The organism is Hoeflea sp. 108 (genome assembly GCF_000372965.1).
In the GTDB taxonomy this organism is placed as follows: Bacteria; Pseudomonadota; Alphaproteobacteria; order Rhizobiales; family Rhizobiaceae; genus Aminobacter.
Map to the genome: position 1 here is coordinate 4,273,146 of NZ_KB890024.1, position 19,300 is coordinate 4,292,445.

Sequence of the window (19,300 nt, forward strand, 5' to 3'; positions counted from 1 at the left end):
TCGCGTTCTCACAATCATGGTCTGATTTGCTGAGTGACCGATTTCAACGACTCCCCTTCCAGCATGCCGTAGGCTAGCAGCGCGTCGACGATCACATCTATCACTCTTTTGTTGCGCGAAAGCAGTCCGCGAGCTTCCACCTCCGCGTCATAGAGTCTAGCATGAACCCTACGGGCTAGATCCTTATGTGTGAGCAGCGCCCAAGAGTACTCTTGGAGTTCGTAATACAGCAGCGGCAGCTCTTCGCCAAAGCCCAGCTTAGTTTCCATATCGAGCGCCAGCCGTGTGGCCATAGCCAGATCGCTCTGTGCATCTCCGCCTGAACCAGCGACTGCGTTACCCAGGATCTGCTCCTCTGCCACGCGACCAGCGAGATAAAGCACAAGCATTTTTTCGAGGTGATCTTCCGTGGCCTCCTGGTCCAGAAGCTGCTCCATTCTGATCCCGCCTCCTCCCTCAGCCGTATCGATGGAGATCGCAGAAATGCGCCCCACTCCCAAAGTCAGGTGCGCAACGAAATGACCCGCTTCGTGAATAGCCAATCGTCGGCGAACATGAGTTGGGAGAGGTGGCTTGGTTTGCTCCAATGCCAGAACCAGGTCATTGAACTGAAGTGCGCGATCAGAGCGCCGGGCCGCTTGCCGACTTTCGCGAACAATGCGTTCTATATCCGCAGGATTTAGCCCCGCCGCGCGGCGGCCGAGTTCGCGGAGAACCTTGTCTGCATGTGGCGGAGTATTCATAGTCCATCCGGTCAATTCAGCCATGAATGGGAAGGCTGCAGCGATGAGTTTAAATCGTCGAGCACATCACCGCCTTTCCTCCCATTTGCCGACAGGACTGGAAGGGCTGACATGACAACGTTTACAATATCCAGGCCGAGGTGGGTTCGGAAAATGCCAGCAAGGGCTTCAATATCTGGAAGTGGGATATCGAACCGCTTCTCCAATCGGCCTGAGCGCAGCAAAGCCGCATCAATACTGTCTAGGCGATTTGTTGCCCCCAGCACGATGACACCTTCTGTTTTGGCGATGCCGTCCAGAAGCTCCAAAGCCCTATTGATCACGTTGTTCCAATAATCGCTGTATTCACCGCGCGTGTGCCGATGTCCGAGCCCGTCAATCTCGTCTATGAAAAGTATGCAGGGTGCAAGATCGCGAGCTTCTTCGAAAGCGCCGGACATCCTTTCGAGCACATCACCCAGATGACCGCGCTGGAGCCATGTGGCTGCAGAAGTGGCCACTAACGGGATTTGCAAAGTGTTCGACAAAGCCCTGGCGAACATTGTTTTGCCCGTCCCGGGCGGGCCAACGAGCAGGACCTTACTCAGCACATCACGCCACGAGATTCGACGTTCCGTGTAGTGTTCGAGGTCGATCTTCAGATCAAGACCCCATTCTTTTGCTTTGCCATAACCGCTCAGCATCGACAAATCGTCTGCAAAGATCCCCAATAGCGGCCGATCTTCCGACTTGGCGGGCATGATTATGTCGCTCCCAGTGGCCTTGCCTTTCTTCGCTTTTTGTTCCCGAGCCGCATCTCTCTGTTTGTCGCTTGAACTGTCCCGTTCGGCCTGTCGCTGCTTCTTGAAGAAGATGATATCCAAGATGGTGTCGCTCATCTGTCTTGCGGACAGATCGGGCCTGATCGCTATCGCCATGTCCGACAAGGGCAGAGCCGAGAGATCGAGAGGCTCGTCGAGGTCAGGCAGTTCAACGTTGGTCGCGATCCGGGCTACCCGCCTGATGATGTCATAATCCAATTGACCGCAGTCCAATATCAAATGCGCCGCAGCGCCCAGTTCTTCCGGAAGTTGGTCTCGCGTCTCAGACAATGCAAAAACCGGATATCCTGTCATCAGGGCATACCCGATCTCAGACGATGTTTCGGAACGCCTTTGGTGACGGCAAAACAGGATGATCTTCCAGTCGGTGATCGGGAACCTGGCGAAGGTGGGCTGCTCCTTCGGGCCGTTAAGTGCATAGCCATCGGCGAACTTCGCCATTTTCCCGAACAGCAGACCTTCTTCAAACAGCTGCTGGAGAATCCTGTTAAACTCCAGTGCCTTGCAGGCTATCGCGATGATCGGCTGGTCCTTTTTAAAGATTTCGAGCAATTGCCTTGCCGAGAAATCGGGTCGCTGCAGAGCGCGCTCCAGTAGAAATATCACCGCCAAATGGGCTGGACTGAGAGCTTCGGTCAGCCTGAGAAGAAGGCGACGTGTTTTCGAATTTGTGGCCGACCAGATTTTTCGCCGCTCGATCTCAGACCTTTCCAGATATAGCGACTGATCTGTGGTCGGGGCATCATCAAATTCATCGATACGGTATTTACCTGAGTGGTCCAGCTCGGTTTCACGAAGCAGGTTCCTCATTTTTCTGACGGTGAGCGTCTGGTCACCCCGCCGAGCAAGAAGTTGTAAATCTCGACCATTAATGGCCGTCCCGGACACTTCGAAGAAGCCGACCAAGATGGCTTTTTGAATAACGGCATCCCGCGCGGCGCGTTTCGCCTGTCGGATAAGGAACCTTGAAAGTACGGATGTCATGGCGGAGCCTCAATTGGAGGACCGTGTAAGCTCTCGTTGACCCAGCCGATACCATCTCGACCGCGTACGCGCCCAGCCGAGTACTTCGCTGAAGGCAACCAAATCGGAAGTTATGATTTCACGTTGGTCGCCATACAGAACCGGATGGCCAGATGAGAGGCCCGCCAGACAAGGTACTCGCCGATAACCAATGCTCCAGAATTCAAGAACTGGTGCCTCGTTGGGAAAAAGTGCGTCTGAGGATGCGAGGGTTTCTCGCTTGGCAATCTCTCCCAAATCTGTAGCCAAAGCGGACAGTCGTTCCGCTTCATATTTCATCAAAGCTCTATGCCGCTCATCGCTCTCCTTGCCAAACAGAAGCATGGTCCCTCCTCACTGATTCGCTCGAATTAAAAGATTGATATCAAAAGTCCCAAAGCATCGCGCATTAAAAATGCATTGGCGTGCATTTAAAGTGCATAAAAGATCATTTCAAGTGCATTTGAGAAAATTTTCGTAAAATAAATTCGTGTTCGAATAAATATGGAAAAATGGATGTACCTGCCGAATTGTTACGTGTCGCAAGGACTGCGCTTGGCTTGAGTCAGGCAGAGCTAGCCCGTGAAGTCGGGGTGGCGGTAAGGACCGTTGCGAAAATGGAAACTAATGGCATTGTCCGACTGGAAACGCTCCGCAAAATTCAGAAGACGCTTGAGATGAAGGGCGTAAGGTTTGTGGATCGCGACGAAAATAATGGCCTCGGCATTAGGATGCCACTTGATTGGCCTAAAAATTCCCGTGCGTGACACGCACGTGACCTAACATGATGAGTTCGACCTCCTGTAGATGCGGTCCCTTTTGAGAAGCAGATCTATGGGCGCAATGGTCGGGGCAACCTAAAAAATGGTCTGCAGGTCGAAATCGCTTACTTGCCAAGCAGCTTCGTCGCTATCTGCCTTTTTACTTTCTGTATTAAGGATTTCTTCCTTATTCGAGTGAGATAAATATCGAGCGGGGGGAGAAATGCTTACTCACATCAGGAAACTGAAGAATTTCGGCGTATTTGGTGACTACGCAGCTGCCGCCGATTTTCCTGCCTTTGGCCGCTACAATGTGGTTTATGGCGAGAACGGCTCCGGTAAGACAACACTCTCGCGGCTTCTTGGCTGCTTGGAGCAGGGTGAGAGTTCCGATCATCCTGACCTTGAGTTTACCGTCGAATCCCACTCTGGTCAGCTCACTAAGGGTACTAGGTACGGACGGCGGATACGCGTCTTCAACAGCGACTTCATCGAGGGAAACATCGGCCGTTTCGACGGGCCGATCCGACACATTCTCATTCTCGGCGAAGAGAACAAGGCCATCGCCGAGGAGCTGAAGGCGGAGATCATCACTCGTGATGATAGGGTGAGGCGTATCCAGGCCAATAACATAGCTGTTACCAAACTTTTGAATGACAAAGGCAAGCTGTTTTCCTCCATCGCCAAGACCATCGGCGAGGCGACGAGCGGCTCTACCCTTCGAAGTTATCGCAAGCCCGACGCTGAGGCCGCTTTTGCCAAAGTCAGCGATGCCAAGGTTCTATCCGACGACGAATACGAGGCTCACCGTGGCACTGTTCGTCAGGAACAAATGCCCGAAATCAGTCCGCTTACCGTCCCTCGTGGGCCGGAAGGTTCGGCCGAGAAACCTATCAACGTTCTGCAGGCTATCTCGGGAGCAGCTGATCGCGCCAAAATGCTGACGATTCGTTCGGCGCAATCTGCCGTGATTGCCCGCCTTGCCGAGAACGCCGACATAGCTCGTTGGGTAGAGGAAGGCGTTGGCATCCATGCCACACATGCGACTGGCCGCTGTGAATTCTGTGACCAGCTAATTCCCCACGAACGTCTCATGTCCCTCGCCGACCATTTCAGCGTCGAAGATCAAACGCTGAAGGAGGAAATCGAAGCAGAGCGCCTCGAACTTAGTGCGATTGTCGATGCGCTTAATCGGCTGGGCATGCCAGAACAGCTGGCATTCTATTCCGAGCTTCGAGGCGACTACGATTTCGCTTTGAAGGCGGTTGAAGCCGAGCTTACGACTCTCAAGCTTCAACTTGAGAAGGTCGATGCGGTTCTCACCGAAAAGCTCCTCTTTCGGACCAAGGCCTATGAGTCGGAAGTCGATTGCGACACTGCCCCACTGACGGTCGCACTTAGCGTAGTCAAAACGCTCATCACGCGTCATAACAATAAAACGACGGGCTTCGACGAAGCAAAACGCGCCGCTCGGGATGCCATCGAGGCGCATCATCTCCTGTCGATCAAGCATGACGTCGAAGAGCTGACTGCCAAGGCGGCAAAGCTGAACGCCGAAAGCGAACTGTGGCAGAACGGCGGTGACGGCCTTGCGGACAAGCGTGGGATAGATGCCCTGTCGCAATCGATTACTAACAATCAAGCCAAAATCTCGAACGCTCATGCAGGTGGAGCGAACCTGACTGACCTTTTAAAGCAGTTTCTCGGTAGGACGGAGCTACGCTTTGAATCCGGCGATGAGGGATACCGCGTTCTCCGGCGCGAAAAACCCGCCAAGCGCCTTAGCGAAGGCGAAAAAACTGCCATCGCATTCATCTACTTCCTCGTGCAGCTCAAAGATCAGGATTTTGACCTTAGTGAAGGCGTCGTAGTTATAGACGATCCGATCTCCAGTCTTGACGCTTCCGCTATCTATCAAGCCTTCGCGTTCCTCAAGAACGAAGCCCAAGGCGCGAAGCAGCTATTCATTCTTACCCACAATTTCGAGTTCCTGAAGTTAGTGATGAACTGGCTTAAGAATGTACGCGGCCAAGGGATGACGAAATCTTACTCGATGGTCCTTTGCAACGAGACAACGGCGGGCCGATTTGCGCGGCTCGCCCCCCTCGACAAGCTCCTGATCGATCATGCTACCGAGTATCACTATCTATTCAAAGTGCTCCATACGTTCAAGTCAGACGGCACAATTTTGGGTTCCTATCACGTTCCAAACATAGCTCGTAAGGTGCTTGAAACCTCCCTGGACTTTCACGTCCCCTCAAGTAAGAGTCTCTATCAAAAGCTGGATGAAGTCGATTTCGACCCCCTTAAAAAAACGGCTATCTATAAGTTTGCGAACGACCTTTCGCACCATACAGGAAAGAGCTTTGATCCAGCGCTTGTCGCCGAGGCGCAGAAAAACACCAACTATCTCCTTGAAATGATCAAGTCTGTCGCTCCACTTCACTACGAAGGCTTGCGCCAGCTTTCAGAGCCGTAAGCGTCTGCCATAAGTCATGTCGTCTTGCGAACGAACGCGGATTGCTAGGTCGCGAACGCCTGATATGGGGTGCATTACTGTCTAGCCGCTTCTGGCCGACCAAGCTGGAAAAGCGGTCTTTCGGGTGCCGCCGCGCATCGACGAAAGCTTTTGCGTTGGCGAATGAGCGCTAGACCCTTGCTCGTATCCGCTCACATTCTGCGGTCAAAGCCACGCGCACCTTACTTTGAGCGCTGAGGTATCGAGATACCTTGTCAATGTCATCGATAATTGTGCTCCGATGACGCTGAATCTCTCTACCGTGCGCTCCGTCGGCGATCCATTTATCCAAGCTTGTTAGACCGATTCGTACGAGGAAAGTCGGTGCCAAGTGAAAATCGAGACATGAGGCCACAAACCTGAAAATTTGCAGCTCCGGTTCATTGAACTTCCGATCCTTCCGGAGGCTGTTAACGTGTCCAACGGCAGCCTCGTTCATCAAAGCTCTAAGTTGATGGAAATATCCCATACTTTTGCCGGATGAGATGTACTCTGCGGCCGCCTTGAGAGCTTCGGAATAGTATTCTCGTGCCTCCGCTGGAGTACGGTCAATAATCTTATCAGCAATGCGTATCGCCGCCATCACCCTGCAGCAATTGAACACTGGGAAAGATTCAGCGATAGAGGCTTTTCTTTTGTGTAGACGATAAAGACCACGCCAATCGCCGTTCTTAAGTTTGGAAATAAACCAATATTTCAGTAGATCGAATGGATTGCAGCCATATTTCTCGGCTTGTTCAAAATCACTTTCGATCTGTTCCGGCTTGCGAGATATGATGAATAGACGCGTGCGAGCTCGGAGGCAGTAAAATTCTCCGATTTTACCGTTCTTCTGTATCTCGCCTGTCAGGTACGATTCTGCTACGTCATAATCTCCATTTTTCCAATGGCGAACAGTTTGCGAGATAGTCAGAGCGATATATCTGGCCGGGTCCTCACTGTTGGATTTTGCAGATAGGCATGCCCGTTCGATCAGTTTGCGGCGGTCGTCAGGAACTTTTCCTCTCGTAACGTCATGCATGAGACGGATAGGCTCAGGTACCTCTAGAACGGTGCCTGAGGCTGTATCGCCTTTGGTTGCATACAGATGATAGTCTTTCAATGCTGCCAAGTCTGTCTCTAGTTCGACAGAAGAAAGTTCGCAGATTTCTTTGATTTCATCGACGCGAGCGCGTGACAGCAATTGCATCGCGTAGAGTATTTCTCTCTGCGTTACGGAAAGCTGGTCTATTTCCCGCTCGAACGCGAATGCTCTAATTTGTTCGCCGTTTTTTCCTCGCCAGTCAGATACTGCCTGGCTGAGTTCGTGTCCCAATGATACCAATCGAATTATTGAGGTAATGAAGATTGGTGAACCAGCCGAAGCGCTCAAAATCTTGGTTCGGTTTTCGAGAATCCGCTTTGCCTGTTTTTCGTCTGCTATGAGATATTCGACGTTGACGGAAATGTAGTCGTCAAAATCGCCGCCTTCGAACCCCTGCATTGCAATGCGTTGTTCTCGACCAGTTAGGAGTTCAAGGCGCGATGTGAACAGAACCCTGCTGTTATCGTTATGGACATTTGCGGCAATGATAATCTGCGAGATCGTTGAGTAGAGATCGTTCTGCTCATCCCGTGGAAGGGAATCGACATCATCAACAATGAGTAGGACTGAGAGCGTGGAGAATGCCTCGATACAGAGAGAAATTTTATCCTCTACATCCGAGGCTTGCTGAATAACCTCCGTCGGAGAGCCTACCTGTAAAAGTAGGTTATCCAAGAGCTGAGCCACATTCTCAAAGTCGCAACGCGTCGTTGATACCATCCTTCCAAGCAAGGACGCAAAGGTAACCTTCTTGCCCGAAAGCCAGACGATTTTCTCAACTCCAGAGCCTGGTCTGTCTAGGATTTGGGTGGCAAATTCGTAGGCGACTGTGGTCTTTCCCAAGCCGCCGGCGGCAGTCAGGACCTTAATCGGCCGTCTTGGTTCACTTATCCACTGCCAAAGTGACTCGAGGTAGGCCTTCCGGCCGACGAACTGAATAAGGTTTGGATCTCGAGGTGGAAGGTTATTCTCAATCTTCGTCGAAAACAGCGAAGCGACGGAGGGTTCACGCTCGGAAAAAAGAAAAGTTAGTAGTTCCACATCGTTGTTTGCCGCACGACATTCATGTTCATACCTACAGTAAATATCACCTTTTTTTATAATGAATTTCTGCTTGTCAGCGGTACCAATGTTGCGACTATTGCGGATAAATGGTCGAGGTTTTTCGCTTCCGCGTCGCTTTGGTATATAAAGAAGAACGAATTTTCGATCCAATCCCTCTACAGCAGCAGCTCCGCTATATGTTTTGATGCCGATGGGATTTCCGACGTAAGTCCCGGTGAGTTGATTGATTTTATCGTTGTCGGTAACGAATTTCTCGACGTTGGACTGTGTGGCTAACGGGAAGAGCAAAAGGATGTAACCACCCATCGAATTGTAGAATGCGACGAAATCGCGGACAAGATCGGCGATATGGTCCTCGTCATCGTTTGGCTGATCTGGCCGGAGGAAAAATTTATAATCGAACTGGAAACCTTCAAAGTCGTGAGGTGCGCCACTGGGAACGAGCGCTTTGAAGACGGCTTCGTCCAAGCGGCCACTTTTGTGCAGTTCGGCGATATTTCGCTCAATTTCCAGATGAATCAAATTTATATCTCCCGCCCAGCTTAGATGAATCTCAGCAGAGTAATTGAGTCAACTACCGGGTGCGGAATCAGTGATAATTCGAAGGTTTAGCGCGGAATCACTCTCGTCCAAGACACCAGCAGACACGAAGTGTGGGCGATGATCTTGGCTAAGCATGCCCTGCAGTAGGTGATCTGGCTTTCTTGGGGGATCGAACGAGTGGCAGGTTTCAGTTGACGATAGAAGGCCTCTTAACAGCAGCACTGGGGTCGTTTGGGGCAGTCAGCGACCGGGGGGGGTGAATCTGTCCTACCGCTTCTACGCGGTGGAGTTAGGAAAGCGGCCATTCGCGAACGGTGATTGAGCACCCGGCAAGGACAGGAAACCAACTGACGGCAGCGCAGCTGCAGCAGTCTGGAAGAGGAATTCGTGCGGGCCGCCGCCGCTACGCCTGCATCGCAGCTCAGTCTCCCGCAAAACGTACAGACGGCCTTCACTGGAACCGATAATTCTGCAAGGCCCGAGAGTGAATAGTCCGTTTCTAAGCGGTCGCACCTACGGATGATGCTTGAGCCAATCCTCTGCAATATCGAGACGATTGGCATGTTGCTCCGCCAACATCCGATAGAAGGCCATGAGCATCACAATGGTTTTTCTAGGTCTCATAGATTGATAGTATTGATAGACCCGTGCATTCGCCACGTATCGATTATCTGTGCGAAATCCCTCGGACAGTGTGCTCTCACAATACCACCGAACACCGTCAGGATGCCGACTGCCTACGTCCTCCATGAGCGTCGCATCGTAGTGCCACGGGTTGATCTCGTGGTCAATTTTCCAGACGTGAAGGAATCCGGACTCGACATAAAGCTGCATGATGGTCTCGTCATGCACGGAATGTTCCAGCACAAGTTTGTCGACGTCGCTAAGATGCTGGATAGATTTATCAATCTTCCGAGCGCCGCTCAGGATATGGTTTGTAGACTGCCGCATCAGGTCTAGGCCGGTGGGATGCGTTTGCCACGCCTGATATTCCTCGTCGGTGACATCCACGGTGGCATCGGCGACTTCGACAAGCTTCGCGCTCTTCAGGAGTTTCTTTGGCGTGCAAAAATCGGAGTTCTTGACGAGATCGAGGCCATTGGCCGCGTAAGCTTGCGCGACGAGACGGCTGCAGAACTGTTTGGCCGTGCCTTTCTTGCCCAGCTCCTGCCACGCCCTACCAGCTTCCCATATCGCGTATTCGCTGCCTACGCGTTCTCGGACATAGTTACAGATTTTGATTGCGGTGGAGGCGTCAAGTCCGCCCTCAAGACGTAGGGCAAATACGGCGTTATGCTGCTCGAAGAACAGTCGCTGTGTGTTCGCCGAATGCACTCCGTCTCCCGTCGCATCGATGACCGAACAGTGATCGACATACAGCATGGCGTGTGAAATAGGGCTGATGGTGGTAGCGCGGATGAATTTACTGATCCCGGTGTCACTAGTCGTCAGGATTACATCCCCGCGTTCCAGTACTTTTTCGCTCAGTCGCTTTTTCATTGTGTCCTCTGGTTCGGATAACACTGATCAATTTTGCGGCAAAGAAATATTAGGATCTCGTTCACTCCGGATAGAAATCGGGAGCAGCTTTAGTCGCCTATTTGTTCCATCTCGGACGCACGCGCTTAGCCTTCTGAGCCCGAAAGCAACTCGATGAATAGACAGAGCGTGCCTACCGAGCCAGGGCAGCCCAATGTCATCTCCAGCCGTCTGCTTTCAGGAAAGCTTCATTTAATCCGAAACAATCAGAGGTCGATTCTTTGCTCACCAGGAGTCAATATGGACCTTATAGCTTGGCGCATTACCTGGTCGCTAATACCAAACAAACCAAACTACGGCGCAGTGAAGCTATAAGTTGGCGGATGAGCCTGCTCGGCTACTGCCCTCCAAGCCCCTCCCTGACGGTCGGGGTCCATGGCGGCTAACGCCGATAATGACGGCCTTCGGCCGCCTTCCTTTGGATAGAGGCTGGGCCTTGGCTTTAGTTCGGTTGCAACGCCAGGCCAGCCTCTATTCATAAAAAGTAATTCGTTTATCGGCGAATGATTCCTGCTCGTTGATGCGGATTAGACCTGAGGCGGTAATATGCGGTAAGAATCACCTCGTCCTAGAACGAGCGGCAGATTCCTAATCTGTAGGTCACAGGTTCGATTCCTGTCGGGATCACCACTTTCAGGATTCCCGTCAACCGACCGAAATGCCGGATCGTGGCGAGATTTGCGGCTTTCGCCACAATTCGGCCCGTACCCGTCGCAAATGCGGCTTGTTCAAGCGCCGTAACAATTATTTTTCCTTAATTTGAGCCTTGGTCGACGCTCCGGTAAAAATTGGTTCAGGAGCTGGGAAGCGCCGGCGGCTGCAAGTCGGTCGTGACACGACGTCTCCGGACAGCTTTTGGCAGCGTCAGACCGACGCATTCGAGAGACGAGACGATGCGGATCCTTGCCATGGGTATCGCCTCCGCAGCCACATTCGTCGCGGTACCTTGCGCCTTTGCCGCGCAGGACACCACCGGCGAAGTCAGGACCTTCGATGCCAGATCCCACCTGCTCGTCCTCGACAATGGCGTGGCCTATGCGCTGCCGCCGGCTTTCAGGGATCCGGGCCTCAAGGTCGGGCAATGGGTCAGGCTGTCCTGGGCGGTAGAGAACGGCGTCGTCGTCGCGAAGCGCGTCATCCTGATGTCGCCCTGAACAGCGGCCAACCGGCGAAAGCTTGCGCGGCGGCCTGACGGCGCCGGGCGGTTCGACGAAGGCAGCCTGCACGAAAAGCGAGGCATAGCCATGCCAAACGCATCAAACCTCAAGAAGACCGGCCTTGTCGCATTGGCCGGCGCCACCATCGCCGCGACTACAGCCATCTACGGCGGCTTTGCCCAGAACGGACAGTTCCCGACGAGCACACCATCGCTGCGCTCCTATGCCGACATCGTGGCTGCCGACAAGCCGGCCGTGGTCACCGTGACCACAGCCACCCTGCAACGGGTCAAGGCTCCGTCTTCGAAGCTCGCGCCCGGATCGCCGGACGACGAATTCTTCCGGCAGTTCTTTGGCGAAGGCGCGCCTCAGGGCGGAGCAGCGCCCAGCAGGGGCCGCGAGGTGGTCAAGGCCTCGCTCGGCTCCGGTTTCGTGGTTGCCGCCAACGGTATAGTCGTCACCAACAATCACGTCATCGACGGCGCAAGCGCGATCAAGGTGACGCTCGACGACGGCCGCTCCTTCAAGGCGAAGCTGCTCGGCAGCGACACCAAGACGGATCTCGCCGTGCTCAAGATCGACGCCGGCAGCAACCTGCCCACGGTGAACTGGGGCGATTCGTCCACGCTCAGGGCCGGCGACAGCATCCTGGCGATGGGCAACCCCTTCGGCATCGGCACGACCGTGACCGCCGGCATCGTCTCGGCGCGGGGCCGCGACCTGCACAGCGGTCCTTATGACGACTTCATCCAGATCGATGCGCCGATCAATCACGGCAATTCGGGCGGCCCGCTGGTCGATGTCTCAGGTAAGGTCGTCGGCATCAACACGGCCATCTACTCACCCAATGGCGGCAGTGTCGGCGTCGGCTTCGCCATTCCGTCGAGCGAGGCGCAGAGCGTCGTCGACAGACTGATCCACGACGGCTCGATCCAGCACGGCTATGTCGGGCTGACGATCGGCGACGCCAGCGACAACACAGCACCGGCGGGCACAGACGCCCCCACAGGCGCGCTCGTCGCCAAGGTGACGGCAGGGGCACCGGCGGCGCATGCCGGGGTCAAGCCAGGCGATGTCGTGGTCAGTTTCGGCGGATCGCCGGTGCAGTCACCACGCGATCTGACGCGTCTGGTGGCCGACACGCGTCCGGGCACCGCAACGCACATCGTATTGCTGCGGGGCGGAAAGCAGGTCGATCTGCCGATCTCGGTCGGCAGCGGCCCGTCCGACCACAAGATCATGGTCAAGGCGAGCAACAACCTTGCGCCCGACGGCGCCGGCTGACGTATCGGGCATATCCTTCCAGCTCGTATCAACGGCGGCGTCAGCGAAAGCCGGCGCCGCCGAAACTGCATTTCGGCCTGAAATCCAGATGACCACACCAGTGTTCCTGCCGCGTCAAAACACCGCTAACCAAAATTTGCGTTGAGGCGGTTTCGGCGCCTTCGCTGCCGCAGCATTGCCGGAATCTGGCGTCATGAGTGACCGCGAAATCGGGGCGTCCGGACGCGTCGAGCGACGCCGAGGTTCACGACCTTCGAAAAAACAAAAGCTTAGGCGCCGCCGCGCAGCGACCCCAGGCGTGATCGAATATGCGAATGGAGTCGCCGAAGATGTCGGAGGCAGCTGCAGCAAGCGAAGCCCCGCTCCGCAAAGGCAGGGCCGAGGAGCTGATCGCGAAGCTTCTCGAGCCCCGGGTGCTGGGGCCGGTGATCGGCGCGGCACTGGTCGTGCTCGCCCTTGTGGTCGTGCACCAGATCAGCGGCGCTGTCCATCTCAGCGAAATCAGGCAGGCGCTGCGGGCCAGCGATCCCACGACAATCGCCCAGGCCGTCGGCCTGACCCTGATCAGCTTCGTCGCCATGTCGCTCTATGACGTCATGGCCGTCCATCGCGTCGCACCCGGGCGCGTACCGCTGTCGCTGGCGGCCTTTGCCGGCCTGGTCGGTTACAGCATTTCCAACGCGATCGGCTTCCATGTCTTTGTCGGCGGCCCAGTACGCTACCGAATCTACCAAAGTGCCGGCCTCGACGCCGCCGATGTCGGCCGTATCGTCGGCGTCTCCTTCCTGACCTTCACGTCGGGCATCATTGCCGTTCTTGGCATTGCCCTTCTGATCGACCCTGTCGGCCTGCCCTTCCTCAAGGCCATTTCACCGGCGACGGACCGCCTCATCGGCCTCGCCATACTGCTGGCCCTTGCCGGAACCCTCGCCTGGCTCGCCATGGCCCCCAGGCAGGTCACGCTTCTAAGCTGGCGCCTGCCTTTGCCGTCGGCCAGGAGCGCCGCGGCCCAGATTTTGATCGGCGTCGTCGACATCGGCGCCGCGGCAGCAGTGCTCTACGTGCTGCTGCCGCCCGATATCGCGCCGGGATTTGCGGTCTTCTTGCTTTTGTTCGTGGCGGCGATCACTGCCGGCATCATCAGCCATGCCCCCGGCGGCATCGGCATCATCGAGGCGACCATGCTCGTCGGGCTCGGCGCCGGCACAAGGCCCGATGTCATTGCCGCGCTCGTCGCGTTCCGGCTCATCTATTACGTGATCCCGCTCGCCTGCGCCGGCGTGGCCCTTGTCGGCCTCGAGGTCTATCGCGCCCGCCATGGCGTCAAGGCGCTGTCGGGTGGGGCGGTGGCGCTGAGCAGGCGCATCGTTGCACCGGTAGCGGCGGCACTCGTCTTCCTCGGCGGCGTCGTGCTGCTGCTCTCCGGCAACCTGCCTGCCGTCGACAACCGCATCGACTCGCTGAGCGACGTCGTGCCGCTGCCCTTTGCCGAAGCCTCGCACCTTGCCGCAAGCCTTGTCGGCCTGCTGCTCATCATCCTGGCGCGCGGCCTCTATCGCCGCATAGCGCTGGCCCGCGTCGCATCGATCGCGCTTCTGGTTGCAGGTGCTGTCTTCTCCCTGCTCAAGGGCATCGACTGGGAAGAAGCCTCGATCCTGCTGTTCGTCGCCGGCATCCTGCTCGCTTATCCAAAAGTTTTCTACCGCAAGGGCGACTGGCGCTCCTTCCGGCCGACGCCGACCTGGCTGGCGCTGATCGTCATCGTCTTGGGCTCGCTGACGCTGGTCGGCATGCTTGCCTATCGCCATGTCGACTACGCCGCCAGCCTGTGGTGGGACTTCGCCTGGAATGGCGACGCCTCGCGCTTCCTGCGCGCCACGCTGGCGCTGACGATCGTGGCGGCCGCTATCGCCGTCGACGCGCTGGTCAACCGGCCGCATGTCGCGGTTCAAGGAACAACCGATATTCCCGATGCCGTGCGCGACGTGCTCGAGACCACCTCGCACACCACTGGCAATGTCGCACTTTTGGGCGACAAGAAGTTCCTGGTCGCTCCCGATGACGACGCCTTCCTGATGTATGGTGTCGCCGGCCGGAGCTGGATCACCATGGGCGATCCTGTCGGCGACGCGGAAGCCGCCAAGGGCCTGATATGGCAGTTTGCCGAACGCGCCGACCGCACCGGCGCCCGCCCCGTCTTCTATTCGATCTCGCCGACCTATCTGACCACCTGCCTCGACCTCGGCCTGGCCATCCTGAAGATCGGCGAGGTCGCGCGCGTCGACCTCACGACCTTCTCGCTCGAAGGCGCCTCGCGGCAGGACTTCCGGTATGCCGACAAGCGCGCCACCCGCGAGGGGCTGGAATTCTCGATCATCCCAAAGGCTGAAGTCCCCGGCGTGATGGACGAATTGCAAGCAGTGTCCGACGCCTGGCTGGGCACCAAGGCCGGCCGCGAAAAGGGCTTTTCGCTCGGCCGCTTCGATCCGGAATATCTCGCCGAATTCGACTGCGCTGTGCTCAAGAAGGACGGCGCCATCGTCGCCTTCGCCAATCTCTGGCGCAGCGGCGACAAGAACGAATTGTCGATCGACCTGATGCGCTACCGCCATGGCGTCTCCAAGATCCTGATGGACGCGCTGTTTGCAAGGCTGCTGCTTTACGGAAAATCGGAGGGCTACAGCTGGTTCAACCTGGGTGCCGCCCCGCTGGCGGGCCTCGCCGACCACCCGCTCGCCTCGACCTGGAACAGGCTCGGCACCTTCGTCTACCGGCGGGCCGACGAATTCTATAACTTCGAAGGGCTGCGCGCCTTCAAGCAGAAGTTCGAGCCGGTGTGGACACCGCAATATCTCGCCTGCCCCAACGGACTTGCCATTCCGCAGGTGCTGATCGACGTGACCAATCTGATTTCGGGAAGCCCCATAAGGATCCTCAAAAGATGAAGCGGCTGGTTTTGCTCACGACCATGATTTCGTGCCTTTCGCCGGCTTTGGCATCGGCCCAGGACAGTCAGCCTAAGGCGCAGACAGTCACGGCGAGCCGCCTCGTCGACGTGCCTGTCACAGCACCTGACGGCGACGCCAAGGGCCTGGTGATCTACCTCTCGGACCGCAAAGGCTGGAGGCCAGCGGACGATGTCATCGTCAAGGCCATGCGCGACCAGGGCAATGTCGTGCTATCAGTCGACTTCGCCAAATACGCAGCGCAGCTTGATGCCGACACCGGTCAGTGCCTCTATGTCGTGGGTGAACTGACCGACCTCGCCCAGACAGCCCAGCGCCAGCTCGGCATCCAGACGTATCTGCCGCCTGTCATTGCCGGCTCTGGCGAAGGGGCAACCTTCGCTTATGCCGCGCTGGCCGACGCGCCGGTCAACACGCTCGGCGGCGCCATTGCTTCGGGCTTTGCCAACCGGTTGACGCTGAAAGAGCCGTTCTGTCCCGGTGCGACCGCCACGAAGACGGCCGACGGCTCCGCGTTCAGCTACGGCTTCGACAGCCCCCTGCCCGACCCTGCCTATCTGTTCGTCGAGGAGACGTCGCTGGACGCCGTCCAGGGCGAAGCAAAGGGTGCGCAGGGCATCTCGTTCGCAGCGCTCGACAGCACGGATACGGCCCAGCAGATTGTCGATGCGCTCGGTGAACTCGCCACCACCAACAAGCCCTTCGGCGATCTTCCGGCCGTCGACCTGCCGGCGGGCAAGTCGCCCGAGGCGGTCGCAGTGCTGGTATCGGGCGATGGCGGCTGGCGCGACCTCGACAAGACCATCGGCGAGTGGCTGTCGGGCAAGGGTGTCCATGTCGTCGGTCTCGACGCCCTGCATTATTTCTGGGCCAAGCGCACGCCGGAAGAACTGGCGCGCGATGTGACGAAGATGCTGGAGCGCGCCGACCCGACGAAGAAGCTGCCGGTCATGCTGATCGGCTATTCCTTCGGCGCCGACACGCTGCCTTTCGCTTATCCGTTGCTGCCGCCGGACCTGCAGAAGCGCACCAAGGTCATCGGCCTGATGGCGCCGGGACAGACGACGTCGTTCCAGGTCACCATCTCCGGCTGGCTCGGCATCGACGACAGCGGCTATGACATCCCTGCTGCAATTGCCAAGCTGCCGGCCAAGCAGGTGCTGTGCATCTATGGCGAAGAAGAAGACGACAGCGCCTGCCTCAGCCCCTCGCTCGCCAACCTCGCCAAGATCAAGACGACCGGCGGGCATCATTTCGACGGCGACTACGAAGCGCTGGGCCAGAAGATGCTCGACCAGCTGAAGGCAGCGAACTAACGCCAGGAGAACCGGGCGGCCCGCAATGCCGGCCGCCCCTGTTTCTCAGTGCCCAGGATGCAGGGCGTCGTTGAGATACATGCAGGTCAGCATCGTGAAGATATAGGCCTGTATCATTGCCATCAGCAGTTCAAGCGCCGTCAGCGCCACCGTCATCAGCAGTGGCAGCACCGCCCCCACGATGCCGAGCGTTCCGAGATCGGACATGCTGACGACGAAGCCGGCAAACACCTTGAGTGTGATGTGGCCGGCCAGCATGACCGCGAACAGACGCACCGAATGGCTGATCGGCCTCGAGATGTAGGACACGATCTCGATCGGCACGATGATGGGCGCCAGGATCAACGGCACACCCGACGGCAGGAACAGGCGAAAGAAGCCGAAGCCGTTCTTCCAGATGCCGTAGAGCGTGACCGTGCCGAACACCAGCATGGCGAAGCCGAAGGTGACGATGATGTGGCTGGTCACCGTGAAGGCATAGGGGAACATGCCGATCAGGTTGGCGATCAGGATGAAGGTGAACAGCGAGAACACCAGCGGGAAGAACTTCATCCCGCCCTCGCCGGCATTGTCGCGCAGGGTCTTGGCGACGAACTCGTAGACCAGTTCGGTAATCGACTGCAGCCGCGTCGGCACAAGCGCACGTCGGCTCGACGAAACCAGCATCAGCAACCCGCCGAGCACAGCGGCGCCCACCATGTAGGCCGAGGAGTTGGTGAAGGCGATCTGCTGGCCGCCCAGCTCAAACAGCGTGACGATCGGCTTGATTTCAAATTGTTCTAACGGTCCTGCCACGGCGCCTCTCCTGATGGTGCGATTGCTTGTGCGAAGACGCGTGCGGCCGGCAGCCCAAGTCCGATGGCAGCGGACAAGGACACATGGCGACGGCCTGCGGTGCCTGGGCACGCAGCGGTCTTGCGATTGATCCGGATGGATTGGGGTCGGGAAAACAATTGATCGGCGCCATCTCTTGGATGGGGCCGTCCCCGAACGTTCTAGGCACTGGTCGTCCAGTGCGCGGGCTTCCTAGCCCAAGCCTGCGGCGCGGGCAAGACGATAAGGTGACGCGGCCCGAAGGCCGCGCCCATGAATCACATGATTCAGATGTGCAACGCGTGACCGAGCGTGCGCAGTGCGGCTTCGAGGAACGCCTCGCCCTGGGTCGGATGGGCGTGGATTGTGCCGGCGATATCCTCCAGCCGAGCGCCCATTTCCAGCGCCAGGCTGAAGGCTGACGACAGCTCGGCCGTACCCGCGCCGACCGCCTGGATGCCAAGCACCAGATGGTTGTCCGCGCGGGCGACGATGCGGACGAAACCATCCTCGCTGGACAAGGTCATCGCCCGGCCATTGGCCGAGAACGGGAACTGCGCCGTCTTGATCTCGATGCCCAGAGCCTTGGCTTCATCGGGCGACAGGCCCGTGGTCACGACTTCCGGGTCGGTGAAGCAGACGGCGGGGATCGAACGCTTGTCCCAGCTGCGCTTGTGGCCGGCGACGATCTCGGCAACCATTTCGCCCTGCGCCATCGCCCGGTGCGCCAGCATCGGCTCGCCGGTGACGTCGCCGATGGCGTAGATGCCGCGCATCGAGGTGCGGCACTGCTCGTCGATGCGGATGAAACGGCCATCGCGGTCGAGGTCGATCTCTTCCAGCCCCCAGCCCTCGGTGACCGGCTTGCGGCCGACGGTGACCAGCACCTTGTCGGCCGAAATCTTCTGCTCGCTGCCATCGGCGGCTTCGACCAGCAATGCGTCGCCCTTGGAGGAGAGCCCCTTGGCCTTGGCGCCAGTCAGCACCTTGACGCCCAGCGCCTCGAGCCGCTTGGCGACGGGCCGCGTCAACTCGGCATCGTATTGCGGCAGGATGCGCGGCAGCGCCTCGACAACGGTCACCTTCGATCCGAGCTTGGCAAAGGCGGTGCCGAGTTCAAGCCCGATATAGCCTCCGCCGACGACGGCGAGGGTCTGCGGCACCTGCTTAAGCGACAGCGCCTCGGTCGACGAGATCACCGGTCCGCCGAAGGGCAGGAACGGCAGCTCGACCGGCGCGGAACCGGTGGCGATGACGATGGTCTCGGCGCGGATCACCTGCAGGCCGGTCTCGGTTTCGACCTCGACGGTCTTGCCGTCGCGGAACCGCGCCCAGCCGATCACCGCCTTGACGTGTGCCTTCTTGAGCAGGCCGGCAACGCCGGTGTTGAGCCGACCGACGATGCGGTCCTTCCAGGCGACAGTCTTGGCGAGGTCGATGGCCGGCGTGGCGACTGTGATGCCGAACGGGCTCTTGCCCGCCGCCATCTCGCTCGCCATCAGATATTCGTCCGCCGCGTGGATCATCGCCTTGGACGGGATGCAGCCAACATTGAGGCAGGTGCCGCCGGCCTTCACCGCCTCGACGATGACCGTGTCGATGCCGAGCTGGCCGGCGCGGATGGCGCAGATGTAGCCGCCAGGGCCGGCGCCGATGACGAGAAGCTTGCAGGAGATTTCCTTCACAGC

11 protein-coding genes and 1 pseudogene are annotated in these 19,300 nt (G+C 57.6%); 5 read left to right on the forward strand and 7 right to left on the reverse strand.

The window, feature by feature from the left end; all coding sequences use genetic code 11:
• Nucleotides 1-14: 14 nt before the first annotated feature.
• Genes B015_RS32730 through B015_RS33395 form a run of 3 tightly spaced genes read right to left on the reverse strand, consistent with a single transcriptional unit; the run spans nt 15 to nt 2,911 of the window.
• Nucleotides 15-767 carry a hypothetical protein gene (locus tag B015_RS32730; RefSeq protein ID WP_081623514.1) on the reverse strand — a complete coding sequence of 251 codons (753 nt, stop codon included), beginning with the start codon at nt 765-767 and terminating at the stop codon, nt 15-17.
• Nucleotides 755-2,548 carry an ATP-binding protein gene (locus B015_RS32270; protein ID WP_018429741.1) on the reverse strand — a complete coding sequence of 598 codons (1,794 nt, stop codon included), beginning with the start codon at nt 2,546-2,548 and terminating at the stop codon, nt 755-757. Before B015_RS32270 ends, B015_RS32730 begins: the two co-directional genes overlap by 13 nt.
• Before the next feature lie 9 nt (nt 2,549-2,557).
• Nucleotides 2,558-2,911: a DUF6634 family protein gene (locus B015_RS33395; RefSeq protein ID WP_157632800.1), complete on the reverse strand. Its 354-nt coding sequence runs from the start codon at nt 2,909-2,911 to the stop codon at nt 2,558-2,560.
• A gap of 639 nt (nt 2,912-3,550) precedes the next feature.
• Here B015_RS33395 and B015_RS0121200 point away from each other — a divergent pair.
• Nucleotides 3,551-5,806 (forward strand): AAA family ATPase, encoded by a 2,256-nt coding sequence (locus tag B015_RS0121200; RefSeq protein ID WP_018429743.1) that lies wholly within the window; start codon nt 3,551-3,553, stop codon nt 5,804-5,806.
• Nucleotides 5,807-5,975: 169 nt separating this feature from the next.
• On the opposite strand, the gene B015_RS0121205 is transcribed toward B015_RS0121200, so the two are convergent.
• Both B015_RS0121205 and B015_RS0121215 read right to left on the reverse strand, forming a co-directional pair.
• Nucleotides 5,976-8,516, reverse strand: coding sequence for a hypothetical protein (locus B015_RS0121205; protein ID WP_157632801.1), 2,541 nt, complete (start codon nt 8,514-8,516; stop codon nt 5,976-5,978).
• A 534-nt stretch (nt 8,517-9,050) separates the two neighbouring features.
• The gene (locus B015_RS0121215; protein ID WP_018429747.1) at nt 9,051-10,037 is read right to left on the reverse strand and encodes a YiiX/YebB-like N1pC/P60 family cysteine hydrolase; all 987 of its coding nucleotides are present in this window, start codon (nt 10,035-10,037) and stop codon (nt 9,051-9,053) included.
• Between the two features lie 932 nt (nt 10,038-10,969).
• On the opposite strand from B015_RS0121215, the gene B015_RS0121225 reads away from it, so the two are divergent.
• The 4 genes and pseudogenes from B015_RS0121225 (at nt 10,970) to B015_RS0121240 (ending at nt 16,799) form a co-directional block, all read left to right on the forward strand.
• Nucleotides 10,970-11,230: a DUF1344 domain-containing protein gene (locus tag B015_RS0121225; RefSeq protein WP_018429748.1), complete on the forward strand. Its 261-nt coding sequence runs from the start codon at nt 10,970-10,972 to the stop codon at nt 11,228-11,230.
• Between the two features lie 222 nt (nt 11,231-11,452).
• Nucleotides 11,453-12,451: pseudogene (locus B015_RS31360) on the forward strand (trypsin-like peptidase domain-containing protein); the annotation flags it as partial.
• 395 nt (nt 12,452-12,846) lie between these two features.
• Nucleotides 12,847-15,462: a bifunctional lysylphosphatidylglycerol flippase/synthetase MprF gene (gene mprF, locus B015_RS0121235; RefSeq protein WP_040457009.1), complete on the forward strand. Its 2,616-nt coding sequence runs from the start codon at nt 12,847-12,849 to the stop codon at nt 15,460-15,462.
• Entirely contained in the window at nt 15,459-16,799 is a 1,341-nt protein-coding gene (locus B015_RS0121240; RefSeq protein WP_018429751.1) for an AcvB/VirJ family lysyl-phosphatidylglycerol hydrolase, read from the forward strand. The genes mprF and B015_RS0121240 overlap by 4 nt, the downstream gene beginning before the upstream one ends.
• Nucleotides 16,800-16,844: 45 nt before the next feature.
• On the opposite strand, the gene B015_RS0121245 is transcribed toward B015_RS0121240, so the two are convergent.
• Entirely contained in the window at nt 16,845-17,594 is a 750-nt protein-coding gene (locus B015_RS0121245; protein ID WP_018429752.1) for a F0F1 ATP synthase subunit A, read from the reverse strand.
• Nucleotides 17,595-17,899: 305 nt separating this feature from the next.
• A complete protein-coding gene (gene lpdA / locus B015_RS0121250; protein ID WP_018429753.1) occupies nt 17,900-19,297 on the reverse strand; it encodes a dihydrolipoyl dehydrogenase in 1,398 nt (465 codons plus the stop codon).
• Between the last annotated feature and the right edge of the window lie 3 nt (nt 19,298-19,300).

Bases quoted from the DNA above. Each gene is read 5' to 3' on its own strand.
- B015_RS32730 (WP_081623514.1), bottom strand. From the start codon at position 767: ATGGCTGAATTGACCGGATGGACTATGAATACTCCGCCACATGCAGAC.
- B015_RS32270 (WP_018429741.1), bottom strand. From the start codon at position 2,548: ATGACATCCGTACTTTCAAGGTTCCTTATCCGACAGGCGAAACGCGCC.
- B015_RS33395 (WP_157632800.1), bottom strand. From the start codon at position 2,911: ATGCTTCTGTTTGGCAAGGAGAGCGATGAGCGGCATAGAGCTTTGATG.
- B015_RS0121200 (WP_018429743.1), top strand. From the start codon at position 3,551: ATGCTTACTCACATCAGGAAACTGAAGAATTTCGGCGTATTTGGTGAC.
- B015_RS0121215 (WP_018429747.1), bottom strand. From the start codon at position 10,037: ATGAAAAAGCGACTGAGCGAAAAAGTACTGGAACGCGGGGATGTAATC.
- B015_RS0121225 (WP_018429748.1), top strand. From the start codon at position 10,970: ATGCGGATCCTTGCCATGGGTATCGCCTCCGCAGCCACATTCGTCGCG.
- mprF (WP_040457009.1), top strand. From the start codon at position 12,847: ATGTCGGAGGCAGCTGCAGCAAGCGAAGCCCCGCTCCGCAAAGGCAGG.
- B015_RS0121240 (WP_018429751.1), top strand. From the start codon at position 15,459: ATGAAGCGGCTGGTTTTGCTCACGACCATGATTTCGTGCCTTTCGCCG.